9 protein-coding genes are annotated in these 18722 nt (G+C 67.5%); 7 read left to right on the plus strand and 2 right to left on the minus strand.

Translation table 11 applies throughout. The features are described from left to right. The first annotated feature begins 26 nt into the window (after window positions 1-26). From ABDW21_RS00360 to ABDW21_RS00375, 4 genes are read left to right on the plus strand one after another with little or no spacing between them, the layout of a single operon-like run. Entirely contained in the window at window positions 27-1409 is a 1383-nt protein-coding gene (locus ABDW21_RS00360; protein ID WP_343600886.1) for an FAD-binding oxidoreductase, read from the plus strand. Next, window positions 1410-2174, plus strand: coding sequence for a decaprenylphospho-beta-D-erythro-pentofuranosid-2-ulose 2-reductase (locus tag ABDW21_RS00365; RefSeq protein WP_343600885.1), 765 nt, complete (start codon window positions 1410-1412; stop codon window positions 2172-2174). 2 nt (window positions 2175-2176) lie between these two features. Beyond that, window positions 2177-4156, plus strand: a complete 1980-nt coding sequence (locus tag ABDW21_RS00370; protein WP_343709908.1) for a galactan 5-O-arabinofuranosyltransferase — start codon at window positions 2177-2179, stop codon at window positions 4154-4156. Further along, complete coding sequence (locus ABDW21_RS00375) at window positions 4156-7404, plus strand: arabinosyltransferase domain-containing protein (RefSeq protein ID WP_343600883.1); 3249 nt, start codon at window positions 4156-4158, stop codon at window positions 7402-7404. Before ABDW21_RS00370 ends, ABDW21_RS00375 begins: the two co-directional genes overlap by 1 nt. A 14-nt stretch (window positions 7405-7418) precedes the next feature. Here ABDW21_RS00375 and ABDW21_RS00380 read toward each other — a convergent pair whose 3' ends face one another. Both ABDW21_RS00380 and ABDW21_RS00385 read right to left on the minus strand, forming a co-directional pair. Continuing rightward, entirely contained in the window at window positions 7419-10286 is a 2868-nt protein-coding gene (locus ABDW21_RS00380) for an MMPL family transporter (RefSeq protein ID WP_343600882.1), read from the minus strand. Continuing rightward, window positions 10283-10708, minus strand: coding sequence for an MmpS family transport accessory protein (locus ABDW21_RS00385; RefSeq protein ID WP_343600881.1), 426 nt, complete (start codon window positions 10706-10708; stop codon window positions 10283-10285). The genes ABDW21_RS00380 and ABDW21_RS00385 overlap by 4 nt, the downstream gene beginning before the upstream one ends. Window positions 10709-11011: 303 nt before the next feature. Between ABDW21_RS00385 and ABDW21_RS00390 the strand changes: the two genes are divergently transcribed. The 3 genes from ABDW21_RS00390 to ABDW21_RS00400 all read left to right on the plus strand — a co-directional run bounded on the left by ABDW21_RS00390 (window position 11012) and on the right by ABDW21_RS00400 (window position 18487). Next, a complete protein-coding gene (locus ABDW21_RS00390; protein ID WP_343600880.1) occupies window positions 11012-11812 on the plus strand; it encodes a helix-turn-helix transcriptional regulator in 801 nt (266 codons plus the stop codon). Between the two features lie 136 nt (window positions 11813-11948). Beyond that, a complete protein-coding gene (locus ABDW21_RS00395; protein ID WP_343600879.1) occupies window positions 11949-15266 on the plus strand; it encodes an arabinosyltransferase domain-containing protein in 3318 nt (1105 codons plus the stop codon). Beyond that, complete coding sequence (locus tag ABDW21_RS00400; protein WP_343709909.1) at window positions 15263-18487, plus strand: arabinosyltransferase domain-containing protein; 3225 nt, start codon at window positions 15263-15265, stop codon at window positions 18485-18487. Before ABDW21_RS00395 ends, ABDW21_RS00400 begins: the two co-directional genes overlap by 4 nt. The last annotated feature ends 235 nt before the right edge of the window (window positions 18488-18722 follow it).

An 18722-nucleotide genomic window follows, 5' to 3' on the forward strand; every position in this document is an offset into this window, starting at 1 on the left:
CGCGCAGGCGGTACCCTCGTTCCCTGATGATTTCCTCCCTTTCCACGACGCTTCCCACGACCAGCAAGCGGCTGACCGGCTTTGCGCGCACTGCGCCGTCGGTGGCGCAGGTGCTGTCCACGCCGGACCCCGAGGTGATCGCGAAGGCGGTTGCGTGCGCCGGAGACAGAGGCGTGATCGCCCGCGGCCTGGGCCGCTCCTACGGCGACAACGCCCAGAACGGTGGCGGGCTGGTGATCGACATGACGGCGTGCAACCGCATCCACTCGATTAGCGCCGACACCGGGTTGGCCTACGTCGACGCCGGCGTCAGCCTCGACCAGCTGATGCAGGCCGCGTTGCCGTTCGGGCTGTGGGTGCCGGTTCTGCCGGGCACCCGGCAGGTCACCGTCGGCGGTGCGATCGCCTGCGACATCCACGGCAAGAACCACCACAGCGCGGGCAGCTTCGGCAATCACGTCGCCTCCATGGACCTACTGACGGCCGACGGCGCCGTGCGCACCCTCACCCCCGACGGAGACGACGCCGAGCTGTTCTGGGCCACCGTCGGCGGCAACGGGCTCACCGGCATCGTGCTGCGTGCGACCATCGCGATGACGCCGACGGAGACGGCGTATTTCATTGCCGACGGCATTGCGACCAGGGGCCTCGACGAGACGGTCGCCGTTCACCTCGACGGCAGCGAGGACAACTACACCTACTCCGCCGCCTGGTTCGACCTGATCAGCCCGCCGCCGAAACTCGGCCGGGCCGCGGTCAGCCGGGGCAGTTTGGCGACGCTGGATCAGTTGCCGAAGAAGCTCGCCAAGAACCCGCTGAAATTCGTTGCGCCGCAATTGCCCGCAGTGCCCAACGTCTTCCCGATCGGCGTGATGAACAAACTGACAGGGAGCATGGTCGGTGAGGCCTTCTACCGGATGAGCGGGAACTACCAGAGCAAGATCGTCAACTTGACGCAGTTCTATCACATGCTGGACTTGACGACCGGATGGCAATACGCCTATGGCCCTGCGGGTTTCGCTCAATACCAGTTCTTGGTGCCACCGAATGCGATGGCGGAGCTCAAGGGCATCATCGGATGGATTCACACCAAGGGCCACTACTCGTTCCTTAACGTGTTCAAGCTTTTCGGGCCCGGCAACCGCGCACCGCTCAGTTTCCCGATGGCCGGGTGGAACGTCGCGATGGACTTCCCCAACAAGCCCGGCGTCAACGAGTTCCTCAGCGAACTCGACGCCCGGGTAATGGAATTCGGCGGTCGCGTCTACACCGCCAAGGACTCTCGCGTGAGCGCCGACACCTTCCACGCCATGTACCCGCGCATCGACGAGTGGATCGCGTTGCGCCGCAAGGTCGATCCGACCGGGGTCTTCGCCTCGGACATGGCCCGACGGTTGGAGTTGCTGTAAATGGTGCTGGACGCCGTGGGAAATCCGCAGACCATACTGCTGCTCGGCGGCACCTCCGAGATCGGCCTGGCGATCTGTGAGCGTTACCTGCAGAACGCGCGCGCGCGGATCGTGCTGGCGTGCCTGCCCGACGACCCGGGCCGCGACGACGCGGTGACCCAGATGACGGCCGCGGGTGCGCGGTCGGTGGAGCTGATCGACTTCGACGCCGTCGACACCGACAGTCATCCGCAGATGATCGATGCCGCTTTTTCAGGCGGTGACGTCGACGTGGCCATTGTGGCGTTCGGCCTGCTCGGCGACGCCGAGGAACTCTGGCAGAACCAGCGCAAAGCCGTGCAGATCGCCGAAGTCAACTACACGGCAGCCGTGTCGGTGGGTGTGCTGCTGGGTGAGAAGATGCGCGCCCAGGGCTTCGGCCAGATCATCGCGATGAGCACAGTCGCCGGCGAGCGGGTGCGGCGGTCCAACTTCGTCTACGGCTCCACCAAAGCCGGCCTGGACGGCTTCTACCTTGGACTGTCAGAGGCGCTGCGCGAGTACGGGGTTCACGTGCTGGTGATCCGCCCTGGCCAGGTGCGGACCCGGATGAGCGCGCACATCAAGGAAGCCCCCCTCACCGTTGACAAAGAGTACGTCGCCAACCTCGCGGTCACAGCGGCGGCGAAAGGTAAGGAATTGGTTTGGGCACCAGCAGCATTTCGCTACGTGATGATGGTGTTACGGCACGTTCCCCGGCCGGTCTTTCGCAGGCTTCCTATCTGAGCATGCGCAACGCGCTGGACAGCATCCGCCAGATGGTGCTCGCCGCGGCCGTTGCCGTCGTGGTGGCGACCGTCTCGCTGCGGGCCATTTCTCGGGTGCAGTGGCCGGCTTACCCGTCGTCGAACCAGCTGCACGCGCTGACCACAGTCGGCCAGGTCGGGTGCATCGCGGGGCTGATCGGTTGCGGCTGGTTGTCCAGAAGCGGCGGGGCGCGGTTCCGGCGACCCCTGGCCCGGCTCGGCGCCGTGCTGTTCATGTCCGCTTTCACCGTGGTGACACTGGGCATGCCGCTGGGCGCCACCAAGCTCTACCTGTTCGGCATCTCCGTCGACCAGCAGTTCCGCACCGAATACCTGACCCGGCTCACCGACAGCCCCACGCTGCACGACATGACCTACATCGGGCTGCCGCCGTTCTATCCGCCCGGCTGGTTCTGGCTCGGCGGGCGCGCCGCCGCGCTGACCGGCACACCGGCCTGGGAGATGTACAAGCCGTGGGCGATCACCTCGATCACGGTCGCGGTCGCGGTCGCGCTGGTGCTGTGGTGGCGGATGGTCCGCTTCGAGTACGCGCTGATCGTCACCATCGCGACGGCCGCGGTCACGCTGGCCTATGGTTCCCCGGAGCCCTACGCCGCGATGATCACCGTGCTGCTGCCGCCGGTGCTTGTCCTGACCTGGTCGGGGCTGCGGGCCGGCTCCCGCCGCCCCGCCGAGCGTGAAGCTAGCTTCGCGCCAGGCGGCGAACGTGAAGCTAGTTTCACGCTCGGCGGGGCCAGGGCCGGCGGCTGGGCTGCGGTGGCCGGCGCCGGGATTTTCCTGGGCTTCGCCGCCACCTTCTACACGCTGCTGTTCGGCTTCACCGCCTTCACCATCGCGCTGATGGCCGTGCTGGTGGCCGCGTCACGCCGGCGGCACGGCGTCAACGCGGCACTCGACCCGATGCTGCGGCTGGCCGTCATCGGGGTGATCGCGGGGTCGATCGGTACGACCACCTGGCTGCCGTTCCTGCTGCGCGCCGCGCACGACCCGGTAAGCAACACCGGCAGCGCGGCACACTACCTGCCGGCCGACGGCGCGGTGCTGACCTTCCCGATGCTGCAGTTCACCCTGCTGGGTGCGCTGTGCATGCTCGGCACGCTGTGGCTGGTGGTACGCGCCCGCACCTCGGTGCGGGCGGGCGCGCTGGCGATCGGGGTGGTGGCGATGTACCTGTGGTCGCTGCTGTCGATGCTCACGACGCTGGCCCGCAGCACGCTGCTGTCGTTTCGGCTGCAGCCGACGCTGACCGTGCTGCTAGCCGCTGCCGGCGTGTTCGGCTTCGTCGAGGCCACCGTCGCACTGGCCGCGCGCGCACAGCAGCCCGCCTGGAGACGACGCGTGGTGCCGGTGGCCGGCGCGGTCGGGCTGGCCGGGGCCATCGGCTTCAGCCAGGACATCCCCGAGGTGCTGCGGCCGGACCTCGCGATCGCCTACACCGACACCGACGGGTTCGGCCACCGCGGCGACCGCCGCCCACCCGGCGCGGAGAAATACTACCCGGCCATCGACGCCACCATCGCCGCGGTGACCGGCACGCCGCGTGACCGCACCGTTGTGCTGACCGCCGACTACAGCTTCCTGTCCTACTACCCGTACTGGGGATTCCAGGGTCTGACCGCGCACTACGCCAACCCGTTGGCGCAGTTCGACAAGCGGGCCGCCGCCATCAAGAGTTGGTCCACGCTCACCACCGCCGACCAGTTCGTGCGCGCCCTGGACGCCCTGCCGTGGCAGCCGCCGACGGTGTTCCTGATGCGCCGCGGCGGTGGTCCCGGGTCGGCCGGCGTCTACACGCTGCGGCTGGCCGAGGACGTCTATCCCAACCAGCCCAACGTCCGGCGCTACACCGTCGACCTCAAGGCCGCGTTGTTCGCCGATCCGCGCTTCACCGTCACGACGACCGGCCCGTTCGTGCTGGCCATCCGCACACCGGGCGACTGATGGCGACCAAAACCGCCCGGGCCGGGCAACTAGCATCTAGCTCCGTGAACGACGGCCGAGCAAACCATCGGACCGCCCGGGTCGTCGCCGTCGTCGCCGGTCTGCTGGGCGCGCTGCTGGCGATCGCCACCCCGGTACTGCCGGTCAAGCAAACCACCGCGCAGCTGAACTGGCCGCAGAACGGCGTCCTCGGCAGTGTCGAGGCGCCGCTGATCGGCTACGTGGCCACCGATCTCAGCATCACCGTGCCCTGCCAGACGGCGGCGGGCCTCACGAAGTCGACATCGGTGCTGCTGTCCACGGTGCCCAAGCAGGCGCCGAAGGCCGTCGACCGCGGCCTGCTCATCGAACGCGCCAACGACGACCTGCTGGTCATCGTGCGCAACACCCCGGTGGTGGTGGCCCCGCTGCGCCAGGTGCTATCGCCGGACTGCCAGCGCCTGGTCTTCACCGCGCACGCCGACAAGGTCACCGGCGAATTCGTCGGACTCAAAAAGGGGCTCAACGCCGATCACCCCGGGGAGGCGCTGCGCGGCGAGCGGAGTGGCTACGACTTCCGGCCGCAGATCGTGGGGGTGTTCACCGACCTCGACGGTCCCGCCCCGGCCGGTCTGGAATTCTCCGCGACCGTCGACACCCGCTACAGCAGCGCCCCGTCGGCGCTGAAGCTGACCGCCATGATCCTCGGGGTCGCGCTGACGCTCGTCGCGCTGATCGCCCTGCACGTCCTGGACACCGCCCTGCAAACTGCCGGGACTGCCAGGCACCGCCGCTTCCTGCCCCCGCGCTGGTGGTCGATCTCCGGTCTGGACGCTCTGGTCACCGCGGTGCTGGTGTGGTGGCATTTCGTCGGCGCCAACACCTCCGATGACGGCTACATCCTGACCATGGCCCGGGTGTCCGAGCGCGCCGGCTACATGGCCAACTACTACCGCTGGTTCGGCACCCCCGAGGCCCCGTTCGGCTGGTACTACGACCTGCTGGCGCTGTGGGCGCACGTCAGCACCGCGAGCATCTGGATGCGGCTGCCCACCCTGCTGATGGCGCTGACGTGCTGGTGGTTGATCAGCCGGGAGGTGATACCCCGGCTCGGCCACGCCGTCAAGCAAAGCCGCGCGGCAGCATGGACGGCGGCCGGCATGTTCCTGGCGTTCTGGCTGCCGCTGAACAACGGGCTGCGGCCGGAGCCGATCATCGCGCTGGGCATCCTGCTCACCTGGTGTTCGGTGGAACGCGCGGTGGCCACCAGCCGGCTGCTGCCGGTCGCGGCCGCCTGCATCATCGGGGCGCTGACACTGTTCTCCGGGCCGACCGGGATTGCGTCGATCGGTGCGGTGCTGGTGGCGATCGGTCCGCTGCGGACCATCGTGGCGCGCCGCTCCGAACAGTTCGGGGTGCTGCCGCTGCTGGCACCCATCCTGGCTGCGGTCACCGTCACCGCGATCCTGATCTTCCGCGACCAGACGTTGGCCGGCGAGATGCAGGCCACCAGGCTCAAACGTGTTGTCGGGCCCAGCCTGAGCTGGTTCGACGAGCACCTGCGCTACGAGCGGCTGTTCATGGCCAGCCCGGACGGCTCGGTGGCCCGCCGCTTCGCGGTGCTGGCGCTGCTGGTCGCGTTGGCGGTGGCGGTGGCAATGTCGCTGCGCAAGGGCCGGATTCCGGGCACCGCCGCCGGCCCGAGCCGGCGCATCATCGGCATCACGATCATCTCGTTCCTGGCGATGATGTTCACCCCGACCAAGTGGACACATCACTTCGGGGTGTTCGCCGGGCTGGCCGGATCGCTGGGCGCGCTGGCCGCCGTCGCGGTGACGGCGGCGGCCATGCGTTCGCACCGCAACCGCACCATGTTCACCGCGCTGGTGCTGTTCGTGGTGGCGCTGTCGTTCGCCAGCGTCAACGGCTGGTGGTACGTCTCGAATTTCGGGGTGCCCTGGTCGAACGCGTTCCCGGAGTGGCACTTCGGGTTCACCACCATGCTGCTCGGGCTGACGGTGCTGGCGCTGCTGGCGGCGGCGTGGTTCCACTTCGCCAACGACACCTCGCGGCCGCGGCCGCCTTCGCGCTTGCAGCGAATCGTGCAGTCCCCGTTGGGTATTGCGGCCTGGGCTCTGGTCTTCTTCGAAGTGCTGTCGTTGACGCTGGGCATGACCGAGCAGTATCCGGCATGGTCGGTGGGGCGCTCTAACCTGCAAGCTTTTCCAGTTTTGGGGACCGGCAGGACCTGCGGGCTGGCCGACGACGTGCTGGTCGAACAGGATCCCAATGCCGGCATGCTCACACCGATCGGGGTGCCGGTAGCGGAGGCGCTGGGCGGTGCCTTCTCGGAAGGGTTCGGCCCCAACGGCATTCCGGCGAGCGTCTCCGCCGACCCGGTGATGGAACGTCCCGGCGACCGTAGCTTCCTCAACGACGACGGGATGGTCACCGGCAGCGAAGCGGGCACCGAAGGCGGCACCACCACTGCGCCGGGGATCAACGGCTCGCGCGCACGTCTGCCCTACGACCTCGACCCGGCGCGCACCCCGGTGCTGGGCAGTTGGCGCCCCGGGGTGCAGGTACCCGCCCGGCTGCGCTCGGCGTGGTATCGGCTGCCGCCGCGGGACGAGGCCGGGCCGCTGTTGGTGGTATCGGCAGCGGGCCGATTCAATCCCGGCGAGGTGCAGTTCCAGTGGGCCGGTGACGATGGAAAGCCATCTGGCCCAATGGGATTCGTGGATGTCGGCGCGGCACCGGCATGGCGGAACCTGCGGGCGCCGCTGGACGCGATCCCGCGCGGCGCCACCCGGGTGCGGGTGATCGCCACCGACGACGACCTCGCCCCGCAGCACTGGATCGCGGTGACCCCGCCCCGGATTCCACGGCTGCGCACGCTGCAGCAGGTGGTCGGCTCAACCGACCCGGTGCTGCTGGACTGGCTGGTCGGGCTGGCCTTCCCGTGCCAACGTCCGTTCAGCCACCAAAACGGCGTCATCGAGGCGCCGAAGTGGCGGATCCTGCCGGACCGATTCGGTGCCGAGGCTAACTCGCCGGTGATGGACAACAACGGCGGCGGCCCGCTGGGCATCACCGAGCTGCTGGACCGCGCAACGACCGTGCCGACCTACCTCAAGGACGACTGGTTCCGCGACTGGGGCGCCCTGCAGCAACTGACGCCGTACTACCCGGATGCGACGCCGGCCCGGCTTGTCCTCGGGTCGGTCACCCGCAGCGGACTGTGGAGCCCGGCTCCGCTACGGCATTAGCCGCACCGGCGTCGCTACTCCCTCATCAGAAGCGCGCGAACCAGCGGGCGGGGTCCGATAGATCGGAGCAGTTCGCTGGCCGGGCGGGGTCGCACTCTCAGCGGCCACCAGAACCAGCGTCCCAGCAGGGTGGCGATGGACGGCGTCATCAGCGAGCGCACGATCAAGGTGTCGATGAGCAGGCCCAAGCCGATGGTCGTCCCGCCCTCCTTGAGGGTGCTCAGCTCGTTGACCGCCAACGAGCCCATCGTGAAGGCAAACACCAGGCCCGCGGCGGTCACGACTGCGCCGGTGCCGCCCATGGAGCGGATGATGCCCGTCTTGAGGCCCGCGCCGATCTCCTCCTTGAACCGCGAGACCAGTAACAGGTTGTAGTCCGATCCCACCGCCAGCAGGATGGTGACCGAGAATGGCAGCACGATCCAGTGCAATTCCAAGCCGACGAGGTGCTGCCAGATCAACACCGACAGCCCGAAGCCTGTCCCCAGCGACAGCACCACCGTGCCGACGATCACCAGCGAGGCGACGAGCGCGCGGGTGATGACCAGCATGACGATGAAGATCAGGATCAGCGCGGCCATGGCCTCGGTCAGGACGTCGTATTTGGTTGATTCTTGGATATCTTTGAACGACGCCGCGGTGCCGCCGAGGTACAGCTTGGCGCCGGCCAATGGGGTTCCCTTCACGGCTTCGCGCGCCGCCTTGATCTCCGAGTCGACGTGCGAGATGCCCTCCGGGGTCGCCGGATCCACGTCGTGGGTGACGATCATGCGGGTGGCCTTGCCGTCGGGGGAGACCAGCAGTCTGAGGCCGGCCTGGAAGTCCGGGCTGCCGAACACCTCCGGAGGCATGTAGAAAAGACCGTCTATTCTCGCGTCGTCGAAGTATTTGCCCATGTAGGTCGTCGTATCGGTCATGCGATCCATTTGAGTCAGCAGGTCCGAAAAACTGCTGTAGAGGGTCAAAAACGTGGTCTGCATAGACTTTGCGACGGCGATCATCGGCGGTATCAACGTGAGTATCTTCTCCGACGCGTCAGCGCTTCTTTGGAGATCTACGGCTAGATTGTGGAAATTCTCGGCGAGTTTGTCGAAGCCGTCCAAAGTGTCGAAGATAGACCGCAGCGACCAACATATGGGGATGTCGAAGCAGTGCTTATCCCAGTAGAAGTAGCTGCGGAATGGCCGCCAGAAATCATCAAAATCTGCGATGTGGTCCCGTATTTCATCCGTAATAGCGGCAGTATCAGTTGTGACCCGAGCGCTATCGCTAATGGAATCGGATAGTTCTTCTTGCACGTTGTACATGCGCTCTAACGTCGCAATCTGGATGCCGAGGTCATCGCGACTCAGCTTGAGAATATCGTCCAACCGGTCCCTTAGATAGTGCAGGTTTTCCCTGATAGGGACCGGCTGCATGCCGATCTGAAATGGTATCGTGCCGTGCTCGATGTTGTATCCCAACGGCCTGGTGATGCTCTGCACCCTGGCGATGCCGGGAACCCGGAACATGTATTGGGCGATCCTGTCCAAGTCGAGCATGTCCGTCGGATTGCGCAGGTCGTGATCCGCCTCGACCAGCAGCAGGTCAGGATTCAATCTGGCGTGGGTGAAATGCTGTGTGGCGGCCCTGTCTCCGACATTGGATACCAGGCCGGCCGGTATGTAGTAGCGGTCGTCGTAGCTGGTGCGATACCCGGGTAGGGTCAGCCCACCGACGAGAGACACGACCAGAGCGCCGGCAAGGATCGGTGCGGGCCATCGTACGATCGCGGCCGCGAGTCTGCGCCACCTGTAGACATTCATCTTTCGTTTGGCGTCGAGCAGGCCGAACCGGCCGCCGATGGCAATGACGGCCGGAACCAACGTCAGCGAGGCCGCGATCACGACGACCAGCGCCACCGCACACGGGATCGCCAAGGTATTCAGGTAGGGCAGGCGCGTCAACCGAAGACACAGCATCGCGCCGGCGACGGTGAGGCCCGAGCCCAGGACAACGTGGGCAACCCCGCGATATGTGGTGTAAAACGCCGTCTCGCGGTCCTGGCCGGTCTCGCGGGCTTCATGATAGCGGCCGAGAAAAAATATCGCATAGTCCGTTCCCGCCGCGATTGAGAGCGACATGAGCAGGCTGACCGCAAAAGTGGTAAAGCCGAGCAGGTGAAAATTTCCAATGAACGCGGCGACTCCCCGCGCAACGGCCAATTCGACGAAGACCACGCCGAGCACAGCCAACACCGTCACGATGGAGCGATAAACAATGAGCAACATGGCCGTGGCGACGCCGATCGTGATTGCCGTCCGCCTCGCCAGGCCCCGGTCTCCGGCTTCGGTGATGTCTGTGGTCAGCGGCGCCTGACCGGTGACATACGCCTTGATCCCCGCCGGGGGATGCGAGCGCGCCACGATGTTTTCCACCGCGTGCACCGACTCGTCCGCCCGCGTCTCGCCTTGATCGCCGGCGAGGTTGACCTGCACGTAGGCAGCCTTGCTGTCGGCGCTCTGGTTGCCCGCCGCCGTGACCAGCTCGCCCCAGTAGTTCTGCACTTTCTCGACATGCGTGGTGTCCTGTTCGAGCTGGCGCACCAGATGGTCGTAGTAGCGGCGCGCCTCGGCGCCGAGCGGCTTCTCACCCACCAGCACCACCATCGCGACGCTGTCGGAGTCGAACTCGTGAAACACCTTGCCCATACGCTTCATCGCGATCAACGACGGAGCGTCCTTGGGCAACAGGCCTACCGAGTTTTCCCGTTCAACCACATCCAGCCGCGGCACGAAGACACTGACGAAGACGGTAAGAGCCAGCCAGCCCAAAACAATCGGCACCGCCAGCTGCCGCAGTGCCCGCGCCACAACCGGCTTCTGGCCGTGACCGTCGTTCATGCGGCCTTGTCCAGGCAGAAAACTTGCGCGTTAAGACCGCTCGCGGACTGTTCGTCCCGGACCTCGCCGTCGACGACGATGCGGCAGCTGATCGTATCGCTGTCGCCCTGGGCCACCACGTTGGCGAAAACCCCGGGCAGAGTCGTGGTCACGGTGTAGGACCAAGGCAACGTGGCGAAATCGGCCCCGTGTGGCTGGGCGTTTTCGTCCAAGTAGCTGACATGTCCCACCGTGCCCGCGGGACCGACAACCTGGTACGTCACCCGCTTGACATTGATCGGCACAATCGCTTCGACCTCGCCGGCCGCCGAAAGGCTGTGTGAGCCAAAGATTTTTTGTAGGCGGTAGGCGACAAAACCGCCGACCATCACCACCGCCACAATGAGCAACGGTATCCATATCCGCTTGAGGACTCCCAGCATCGCAACCTTTTTCAGCCGCCGACCCGGCGGTGCCCAGCCGATCGACTCCGGCCGGCTCTACCCGATGACCCCGCGCCGCATCGTGGGCGGTTCGCGGATTCCTGGCCGGGCACGTGCCACACGACCGGAATATCGGGCGCGGCTGTTGGAATCGGAATCTGCAGCCGGCACGCGGCGTCGGGAAGCCGGCAGTCAATGGATGCCACGAAATCCAGCGTGGCGGGCACCCACCGGCCGTCGGCAGGGCGAACTTTACCTAGGAATTCGGCACCCAGGACGGCGCATTCGCGCTAGCATCGCTGCGTGACGACGACGTTGGGGGAGTTTCTCCGTGCGCGTCGCGAGGCGATCAGGCCTTCTCGGGGGCGCGACGGCGAGTTTCCCCGGCGACGACGCACCCCTGGGTTGCGCCGCGAGGAGGTGGCGGCGCGAGCCGGAATCAGCGCCGACTACTACGCACGTCTGGAACAGGGGCGCGAAAAGCACCCCTCGGTGCAGGTTCTCGGTGCCTTGGCGATTGCACTCGCCCTGTCGGCGGACGAGGCGGCCTACTTGCACGATCTCGCGATCCCACAACACCGATGGCAGTGGAAACCCGATTCACAGCAGGGCCCCGCGGAATATCTGCTTCTGCTCATGCACGCATGGACACTCGGCCCTGCCTACATCGTCAACCGCCGGTGTGACGTGCTGGCCGAAAACCCACAAGCTTCATTGCTCTTCGACCAATTCGAGATCACCGGAAATGTTCTGCGTCTACTTTTCCTGGATTCCGAGGCGAAAACCTTCTGGGTGAACTGGGAATCATACGCCAAAACAACTATCGCTACTCTGCACCGCATTATGGGTGTCGACGTCGACCAGCCCGATGTGGCTGATATTATTCGCGAATTATCCGACAAGAGCAACGACTTCCTTCGGATGTGGAAGAGTCACGATGTTGGCGTCTACGACGGCAGGGTCAAACGGCTCAAGCACCGTGATTTCGGTGAGCTCGAATTTGATTACGAGCTCTTTTCCGCCGCGAGTGCTCCGGGACAATTCCTTGTCGTCCACAGAAACAGGAAGAGCGATTCTGCGTTTTCGATCGGACAATCAGCGTGAAGTCCGGGCGGTAGCCCGTCGTGTGTGCGCCCTCAGCCGGAGGGCGTTTGCGTTTGCGGCGCCAGAATCACGCCGGTAGCGCGAACTCGGTCGGGTCTTTTCCTCAGGACCAAACCGTCGCCTACGATCGAACCTCGTGCCCGCTCACCGCATCGCGCGCCTGGTCGCCGCCGTCGCGGGTATCGCCGGGGTGTTGCTGTGCGGCCTGGTTCCGCTGCTCCCGGTGAAACAGACCACGGCGACCATCACCTGGCCGCAGGGCAGCACCGACGGACACGTCACCGGCATCACCGCACCGTTGGTGTCCGGAGCGCCGCGGGCACTGGACATCTCCATCCCCTGCCCGGCGATCGCGACCCTGCCCCCCGCCGGCGGGCTGGTGCTGTCGACGCTGCCGGTCGACGGGTTCCAAACCGGAAAAAGTGGGTTGTTCGTCCGTGCCGACAAAGACGTGGTCGTCGTCGCGTTCCGGGACTCGGTGGCTGCGGTTGCCCCGCGTCCGGCGATCGCCGCCGGGGGCTGCAACGCGCTGCACGTCTGGGCCGACACCGGCGGCGCGGGGGCGGACTTCCTCGGTATCCCAGGCGCCGCCGGCACCCTCGCCCCGGAAAAGAAACCGCAGGTGGGCGGGATTTTCACCGACCTGAAAGTGCCCGCTCAACCGGGGCTGTCGGCGCGCGTCGACGTCGACACCCGCTTCATCACGGCACCCACCGCAGCCAAAGAGACGGCGATGGCCCTGGGTGGGCTGTCGGTGCTGGCGGCGATCGTCGCGCTGGCCGTTTTGGACCGGTATTCCGGGCGGCGGGCACCACGCACATGGCGGCACTTCCGGCGGGCCGGGGTCGCGACTGCCCCGCGAGACGGTGGGGGTACCTCCCGCTTGCGGGCGAGTGCCCCCAGGCTCGTCGACGTCGGCGTGATCGGGGTGCTGCTGGTCTGGCACGTCATCGGCGCCACGTCGTCGGATGACGGCTACAACCTGACCATCGCGCGGGTGGCGCCCAAGGCCGGCTATGTGGCCAACTACTACCGTTACTTCGGCGCCACCGAGGCTCCGTTCGACTGGTACCTGGGCCTGCTCGCGCACATGACGGCGGTGAGCACCGCCGGCGTCTGGATGCGACTGCCGGCCACGCTGGCCGGGATCGGCTGCTGGCTGGTCATCAGCCGCTACATGCTGCTCCGGCTGGGCCCCGGACGAAGCGGCCTGGCCGCCAACCGGGTGGCGGTGTGGACTGCGGGGGCGGTGTTTCTGGCCGCCTGGCTGCCGTTCAACAACGGTCTTCGGCCCGAGCCGCTGATCGCACTCGGCGTGGTGGTCACCTGGGTGCTGGTGGAGAACGCGATCGCCACCCGACGGCTGGCGCCGGCGGCGGCGGGAATCGTGGTCGCAACCGTGACCGCGACGCTCGCGCCGCAGGGGCTGATCGCGGTCGCCCCGCTGCTGACCGGCTCCCGGGCGATCGCCCGGACGATCGCCGCGCGCCGGCCCGCCGACGGCCTGTGGGCGCCGCTGGCGGTGCTGGCGGCCTCGCTGTCGCTGATCACGGTCGTGGTGTTCCGTTCGCAGACCCTGGCAGGGGTCGCCGAGTCGGCGCGGATCAAATACGTTGTCGGGCCGACGATCGCCTGGTATCAAGACTTCCTGCGCTACTACTTCCTCACCGTCGAGGAGAACGTCGACGCCTCGATGACCCGCCGCTTCGGTGTGCTGGTGTTGTTGCTGTGCCTGTTCGGAATGATCGCGGTGTTGCTGCGCCGCGGCCGGGTGCCGGGGCTGGCCAGCGGGGCGGCGTGGCGGCTGATCGGCAGCTGCGCGGTCGGGTTGCTGCTGCTGACGTTCACGCCGACGAAGTGGGCGGTGCAGTTCGGCGGGTTCGCCGGGCTGGCCGGAGCGCTCGGCGCGGTCACCGCTTTCGCCGTCGGCCGGGTCGGCCTGCACAGCCGCCGCAACCTTTCGCTGTATGTCACGGCGTTGCTGTTCGTCCTGGCCCTGGCGACCTCGGGCATCAACGGCTGGTTCTACGTCGGCAACTACGGGGTGCCGTGGTACGACCTGCAGCCGGTGATCGCCAGCCATCCGGTGACCTCGATGTTCCTGGCCGCCTCGATCGCGACCGGGCTGCTGGCCGCCTGGCAGCACTTCCGGCTGGACTACGCCGGGCACACCGAGGTCAAGGACAACCGGCGCAACCGCATCCTGGCGTCCACCCCGCTGCTGGTCGTCGCCGCGATCATGGTGCTCGTCGAGGTCGGCTCGATGGCCAAAGCCGCCGCCGTCCGCTATCCGCTGTACACCACCGCCAAGGCGAACCTCGCGGCACTGGAGTCGGGCCTGTCGACGAGCAGTTGCGCGATGGCCGACGACGTGCTGGCCGAGCCGGACGCCAATGCCGGCCTGCTGCACCCGGTTCCGGGACAAACCTTCGGCCCGGACGGCCCACTCGGCGGGGTGAACCCGATCGGCTTCACCCCCAACGGGGTCGGCGAGGACCTGTCGTCGGACCCGGTGATCTCCAAGCCCGGCCTGGTCAACTCCGACGCCTCCCCCAACAAGCCCAACGCCGCGATCAGCGACTCGGCCGGCACCGCCGGCGGCGTGCTGCCCAAGGATGCGCCGGCCGGGGTGAACGGCTCACGGGCCGCGCTGCCGTTCGGCCTGGACCCGGCCCGCACCCCGGTGATGGGCAGCTACGGCGAGAACAACCTCGCCGCCACCGCCACCTCGGCGTGGTACCAGCTGCCGCCCCGCACACCGGACCGGCCGCTGGTGGTGATCTCGGCCGCCGGCGCTATCTGGTCGTATAAAGAAAACGGCGACTTCGACTACGGCCAACAGCTCAAACTCGAATGGGGCGTCACCCGGGCCGACGGCGGCACCGCGGCGATCGGGCAGGTCTACCCCATCGACCTCGGGCCGCAGCCGGCGTGGCGCAACCTGCGGTTCCCGCTGGCCTGGGCGCCGCCGGCGGCCAACGCCGCCCGCGTCGTCGCCTACGACCCCAACCTGAGCTCCGAGCAGTGGTTCGCGTTCACGCCGCCGCGGGTGCCGGTGCTGCAAACCCTGCAGCAGCTGGTCGGCTCGCACACCCCGGCGCTGATGGACATCGCGACCGCCGCGAACTTCCCGTGCCAGCGACCGTCCACCGAACACCTCGGCGTGGCCGAACTCCCGGCCTACCGCATCCTGCCCGACCACAAGCAGACGGCGGCGTCGTCGAACCTGTGGCAGTCGGGCGAGGACGGCGGGCCGTTCCTGTTCACCCAAGCGCTGCTGTGGACGTCCACGATCCCAACCTATCTGCGCGACGACTGGTACCGGGACTGGGGATCGGTGGAGCAGTACCACCGCCTGGTGCCGGCCGAGCAGGCGCCCGACGCCGACATTGCACAGGGCGTCGTCACCGCGTACGGCTGGAGCCGACAGGGACCGATTCGGGCACTGCCATGACACTCACCCAAGCTGCCGAACCCGCCGCCACCCGAACCGCTGCCGGTGACGTCCGGGTGGCGCGCTGGGTGGCGACGATCGCCGGACTGGTCGGCTTCGTGCTGTCGGTCGCCACACCGTTGCTGCCCGTCGTCCAGACCACCGCGACGCTCAGCTGGCCGCAGCAGGGCCGGCTGGCCAGCGTGACGGCGCCGCTGATTTCGCTCACCCCCGTCGCGATGACCGTCGAAGTGCCGTGCGACGTGATCCGTGCCATGCCGCGCAACGGCGGCCTGGTGGTGGGCACCACCCCCAAGCAGGGCAAGGATGCCTCGCTCAACGGGCTGTTCGTCGACGTCACCAGCCGGCGGGTCGACGTCACCGACCGCAACGTGGTGATCATCAGCGTGCCGCGCGCCCAGGTCAACGGGACCGGGGATGTCGCGGGATGTTCCAGGATCGAGATCACCTCCACCCACGCGGGCACCTACGCCGCCTTCGTCGGGCTGACCGACCCGGCCGGGCATCCACTGCGCTCCGGCTACCCCGACCCGAACCTGCGGCCGCAGGTGGTCGGGGTGTTCACCGACCTGACCGGTCCGGCGCCGCCCGGGCTGCGCCTCTCGGCGACCATCGACACCCGGTTCTCCACGACGCCGACCGCGCTCAAGCTGTCCGCAATGCTGCTCGCGGTCGCCGCCACCGTCGTCGCGCTGGTCGCGCTGTGGCGGCTGGACCGCATGGACGGCCGCCGGATGCACCGACTCGTCCCCGCCCGCTGGCACGGCTTCACGCCGGCCGACGCCACCGTGATCGTCGTGTTCGGGCTCTGGCATGTGATCGGGGCGAACTCGTCGGACGACGGCTACGTCCTGGGTATGGCCCGGGTGGCCGACCACGCCGGCTACATGTCCAACTACTTCCGCTGGTTCGGCAGCCCCGAGGACCCGTTCGGCTGGTACTACAACCTGCTGGCGCTGATGACCCACGTCAGCGACGCCAGCATCTGGATCCGGCTGCCCGACCTGGTCGCCGGGCTGCTGTGCTGGCTGCTGCTGTCCCGCGAGGTGCTGCCCCGGCTGGGGCCCGCGGTGGCGGCCAGCAAGCCCGCGGTGTGGGCGGCCGCGACGGTGCTGCTGGCCGCGTGGATGCCGTTCGACAACGGCCTGCGGCCCGAGGGGATCATCGCGGCAGGCTCGCTGGTCACCTACGTGCTGATCGAGCGGTCGATGTACTTCGGGCGCATGACGCCGGCGGCGCTGGCGGTCGTCACCGCCGCGTTCACGCTCGGCATCCAGCCCACCGGCCTGATCGCGGTGGCCGCTCTGGTAGCGGGTGGCCGGCCGATCCTGCGGATCCTGGTGCGCCGGCACCGCCTGGTCGGCACCTGGCCGCTGGTGGCCCCGCTGCTGGCGGCCGGCACCGTGGTGCTAACGGTCGTGTTCGCCGACCAGACACTGCGGGCGGTGTTGGAAGCCACCAGGATTCGCGCGGCGATCGGGCCCAGCCAGGCGTGGTACACCGAGAACCTGCGCTACTACTACCTGTTCCTGCCCACCGTCGACGGGTCGCTGTCGCGCCGGTTCGGCTTTTTCATCACCGCGCTGTGCCTGTTCACCGCGATGTTTATCATGTTGCGCCGCAAACGGATTCCCGGCGTGGCCCGGGGGCCGGCATGGCGTCTGATGGGTGTCATATTCGGCACCATGTTCTTCATGATGTTCGCGCCCACCAAGTGGGTGCACCACTTCGGCCTGTTCGCCGCGGTGGGCGCGGCGATGGCCGCGCTGGCAACGGTGCTGGTGTCGCCGGCGGTGCTGCGCTGGCCGCGAAACCGGATGGCGTTCGTGGCGGCGGTGTTTTTCCTGCTCGCGTTGTGCTTCGCCACCACCAACGGCTGGTGGTATGTGTCCAGCTACGGCGTGCCGTTCAACAGCGCAATGCCGAAGGTCGGCGGAATAACCTTCAGCACAATATTTTTCGCGTTGTTCGCGCTGACCGCACTGTATGCGACCTGGTTGCACTTCGCCCCCCGCGACCACGGCGCCGGCCGGCTGTCGCGTGCGTTGACGGCGGCACCGGTGCCGATCGCCGCCGGTTTCATGGTCTGCGTGTTCGTCGCGTCGATGGTGGCCGGGATCGTGCGTCAGTACCCCACCTACTCCAACGGCTGGGCCAACCTGCGGGCGTTCACCGGCGGCTGCGGTCTGGCCGACGACGTGCTCGTCGAACCGGACACCAACGCGGGCTTCATGCCCGCAGTGCCCGGTGATTACGGCGATCTGGGCCCCCTCGGCGGGGTGGGCCCGGTGGGCTTCACGGCGAACGGTGTACCGGAACACACTGTCGCCGAGGCAGTTCGGATGACGCCGCCGCAGCCGGGCACCGACTACGACTGGGACGCGCCGACCAAACTCACCAGGCCCGGCATCAACGGCTCGACGGTGCCGCTGCCGTACGGCCTTGACCCGGCGCGGGTTCCGGTGGCCGGCAGCTACACCACCGGCCCGCAGCAGCAGAGCCTGCTCACCTCCGCGTGGTACCAACTGTCCCGCCCCGACGACGGGCACCCGCTGATAGTGGTGACCGCGGCGGGCAAGATCGCCGGCAACAGCGTGCTGCACGGGCACACCGACGGGCAGGCCGTGGTGCTGGAATACGCACGTGCCGACCTCGTTCCGGCCGGGCGGCTGGTGCCCTACGATCTGTACGGCGAGCAGCCCAAGGTGTGGCGCAACCTGCGCTTCGCGCGTGCCAAGGTGCCGCCGGATGCGACCGTGGTGCGGGTGGTGGTGCAGGACCTCTCGCTGACCCCGCAGGACTGGGTCGCGGTGACTCCGCCGCGGGTGCCGAACCTGCGTTCGCTGCAGGAGTACGTCGGCTCGTCGCAGCCGGTGCTGATGGACTGGGCTGTCGGCCTGGCCTTCCCGTGCCAGCATCCGATGCTGCACGCCAACGGTGTGACCGAGATCCCGAAGTTCCGCATCACCCCGGACTACATGGCCAAAAAGCAGGACACCGACACTTGGGAGGACGGCGTCAACGGGGGTCTCTTGGGCATCACCGACGTGCTGTTGCGCGCGCACGTGATGGCCACATACCTGTCCCGCGACTGGGGCCGCGACTGGGGGGCGCTGCGCATGTTCGACACGATCGTGAATGCCGAGCCCGCGCAGCTCGAGTTGGGCACCGCCACCCGCACCGGGTGGTGGTCACCCGGACCGATCCGGATCAAGCCGTAGCCCCGGGGACAAGTGATGTCTGGGCGCACAGGGTGTCTGGGCGCACAGGATGTCTGGGCGCACAGGGTGTCTGGGCGGAAGTGGTTTCTTTTCAGGCTATTTCGCGGTTTGTGGTAGCCGCGGCCCGCTGAGCTATCGACGGGCGTGAACGCACCAGTGAGCCTGCTGGGCGGCCGATCAGCCGGCACACAATACTGGCGCTGCGAGCGTTCAAGGGGCTGCGCCCCGGTGTGAG

The organism is Mycobacterium sp. (genome assembly GCF_039583805.1).
Classification (GTDB): Bacteria; Actinomycetota; Actinomycetes; order Mycobacteriales; family Mycobacteriaceae; genus Mycobacterium.

Excerpts from the sequence above, each read along its gene's own strand:
- ABDW21_RS00360 (WP_343600886.1), top strand. The coding sequence starts at position 27 with ATGATTTCCTCCCTTTCCACGACGCTTCCCACGACCAGCAAGCGGCTG.
- ABDW21_RS00370 (WP_343709908.1), top strand. The coding sequence starts at position 2,177 with ATGCGCAACGCGCTGGACAGCATCCGCCAGATGGTGCTCGCCGCGGCC.
- ABDW21_RS00400 (WP_343709909.1), top strand. The coding sequence starts at position 15,263 with ATGACACTCACCCAAGCTGCCGAACCCGCCGCCACCCGAACCGCTGCC.
- ABDW21_RS00385 (WP_343600881.1), bottom strand. The coding sequence starts at position 10,708 with ATGCTGGGAGTCCTCAAGCGGATATGGATACCGTTGCTCATTGTGGCG.
- ABDW21_RS00365 (WP_343600885.1), top strand. The coding sequence starts at position 1,410 with ATGGTGCTGGACGCCGTGGGAAATCCGCAGACCATACTGCTGCTCGGC.
- ABDW21_RS00380 (WP_343600882.1), bottom strand. The coding sequence starts at position 10,286 with ATGAACGACGGTCACGGCCAGAAGCCGGTTGTGGCGCGGGCACTGCGG.
- ABDW21_RS00375 (WP_343600883.1), top strand. The coding sequence starts at position 4,156 with ATGGCGACCAAAACCGCCCGGGCCGGGCAACTAGCATCTAGCTCCGTG.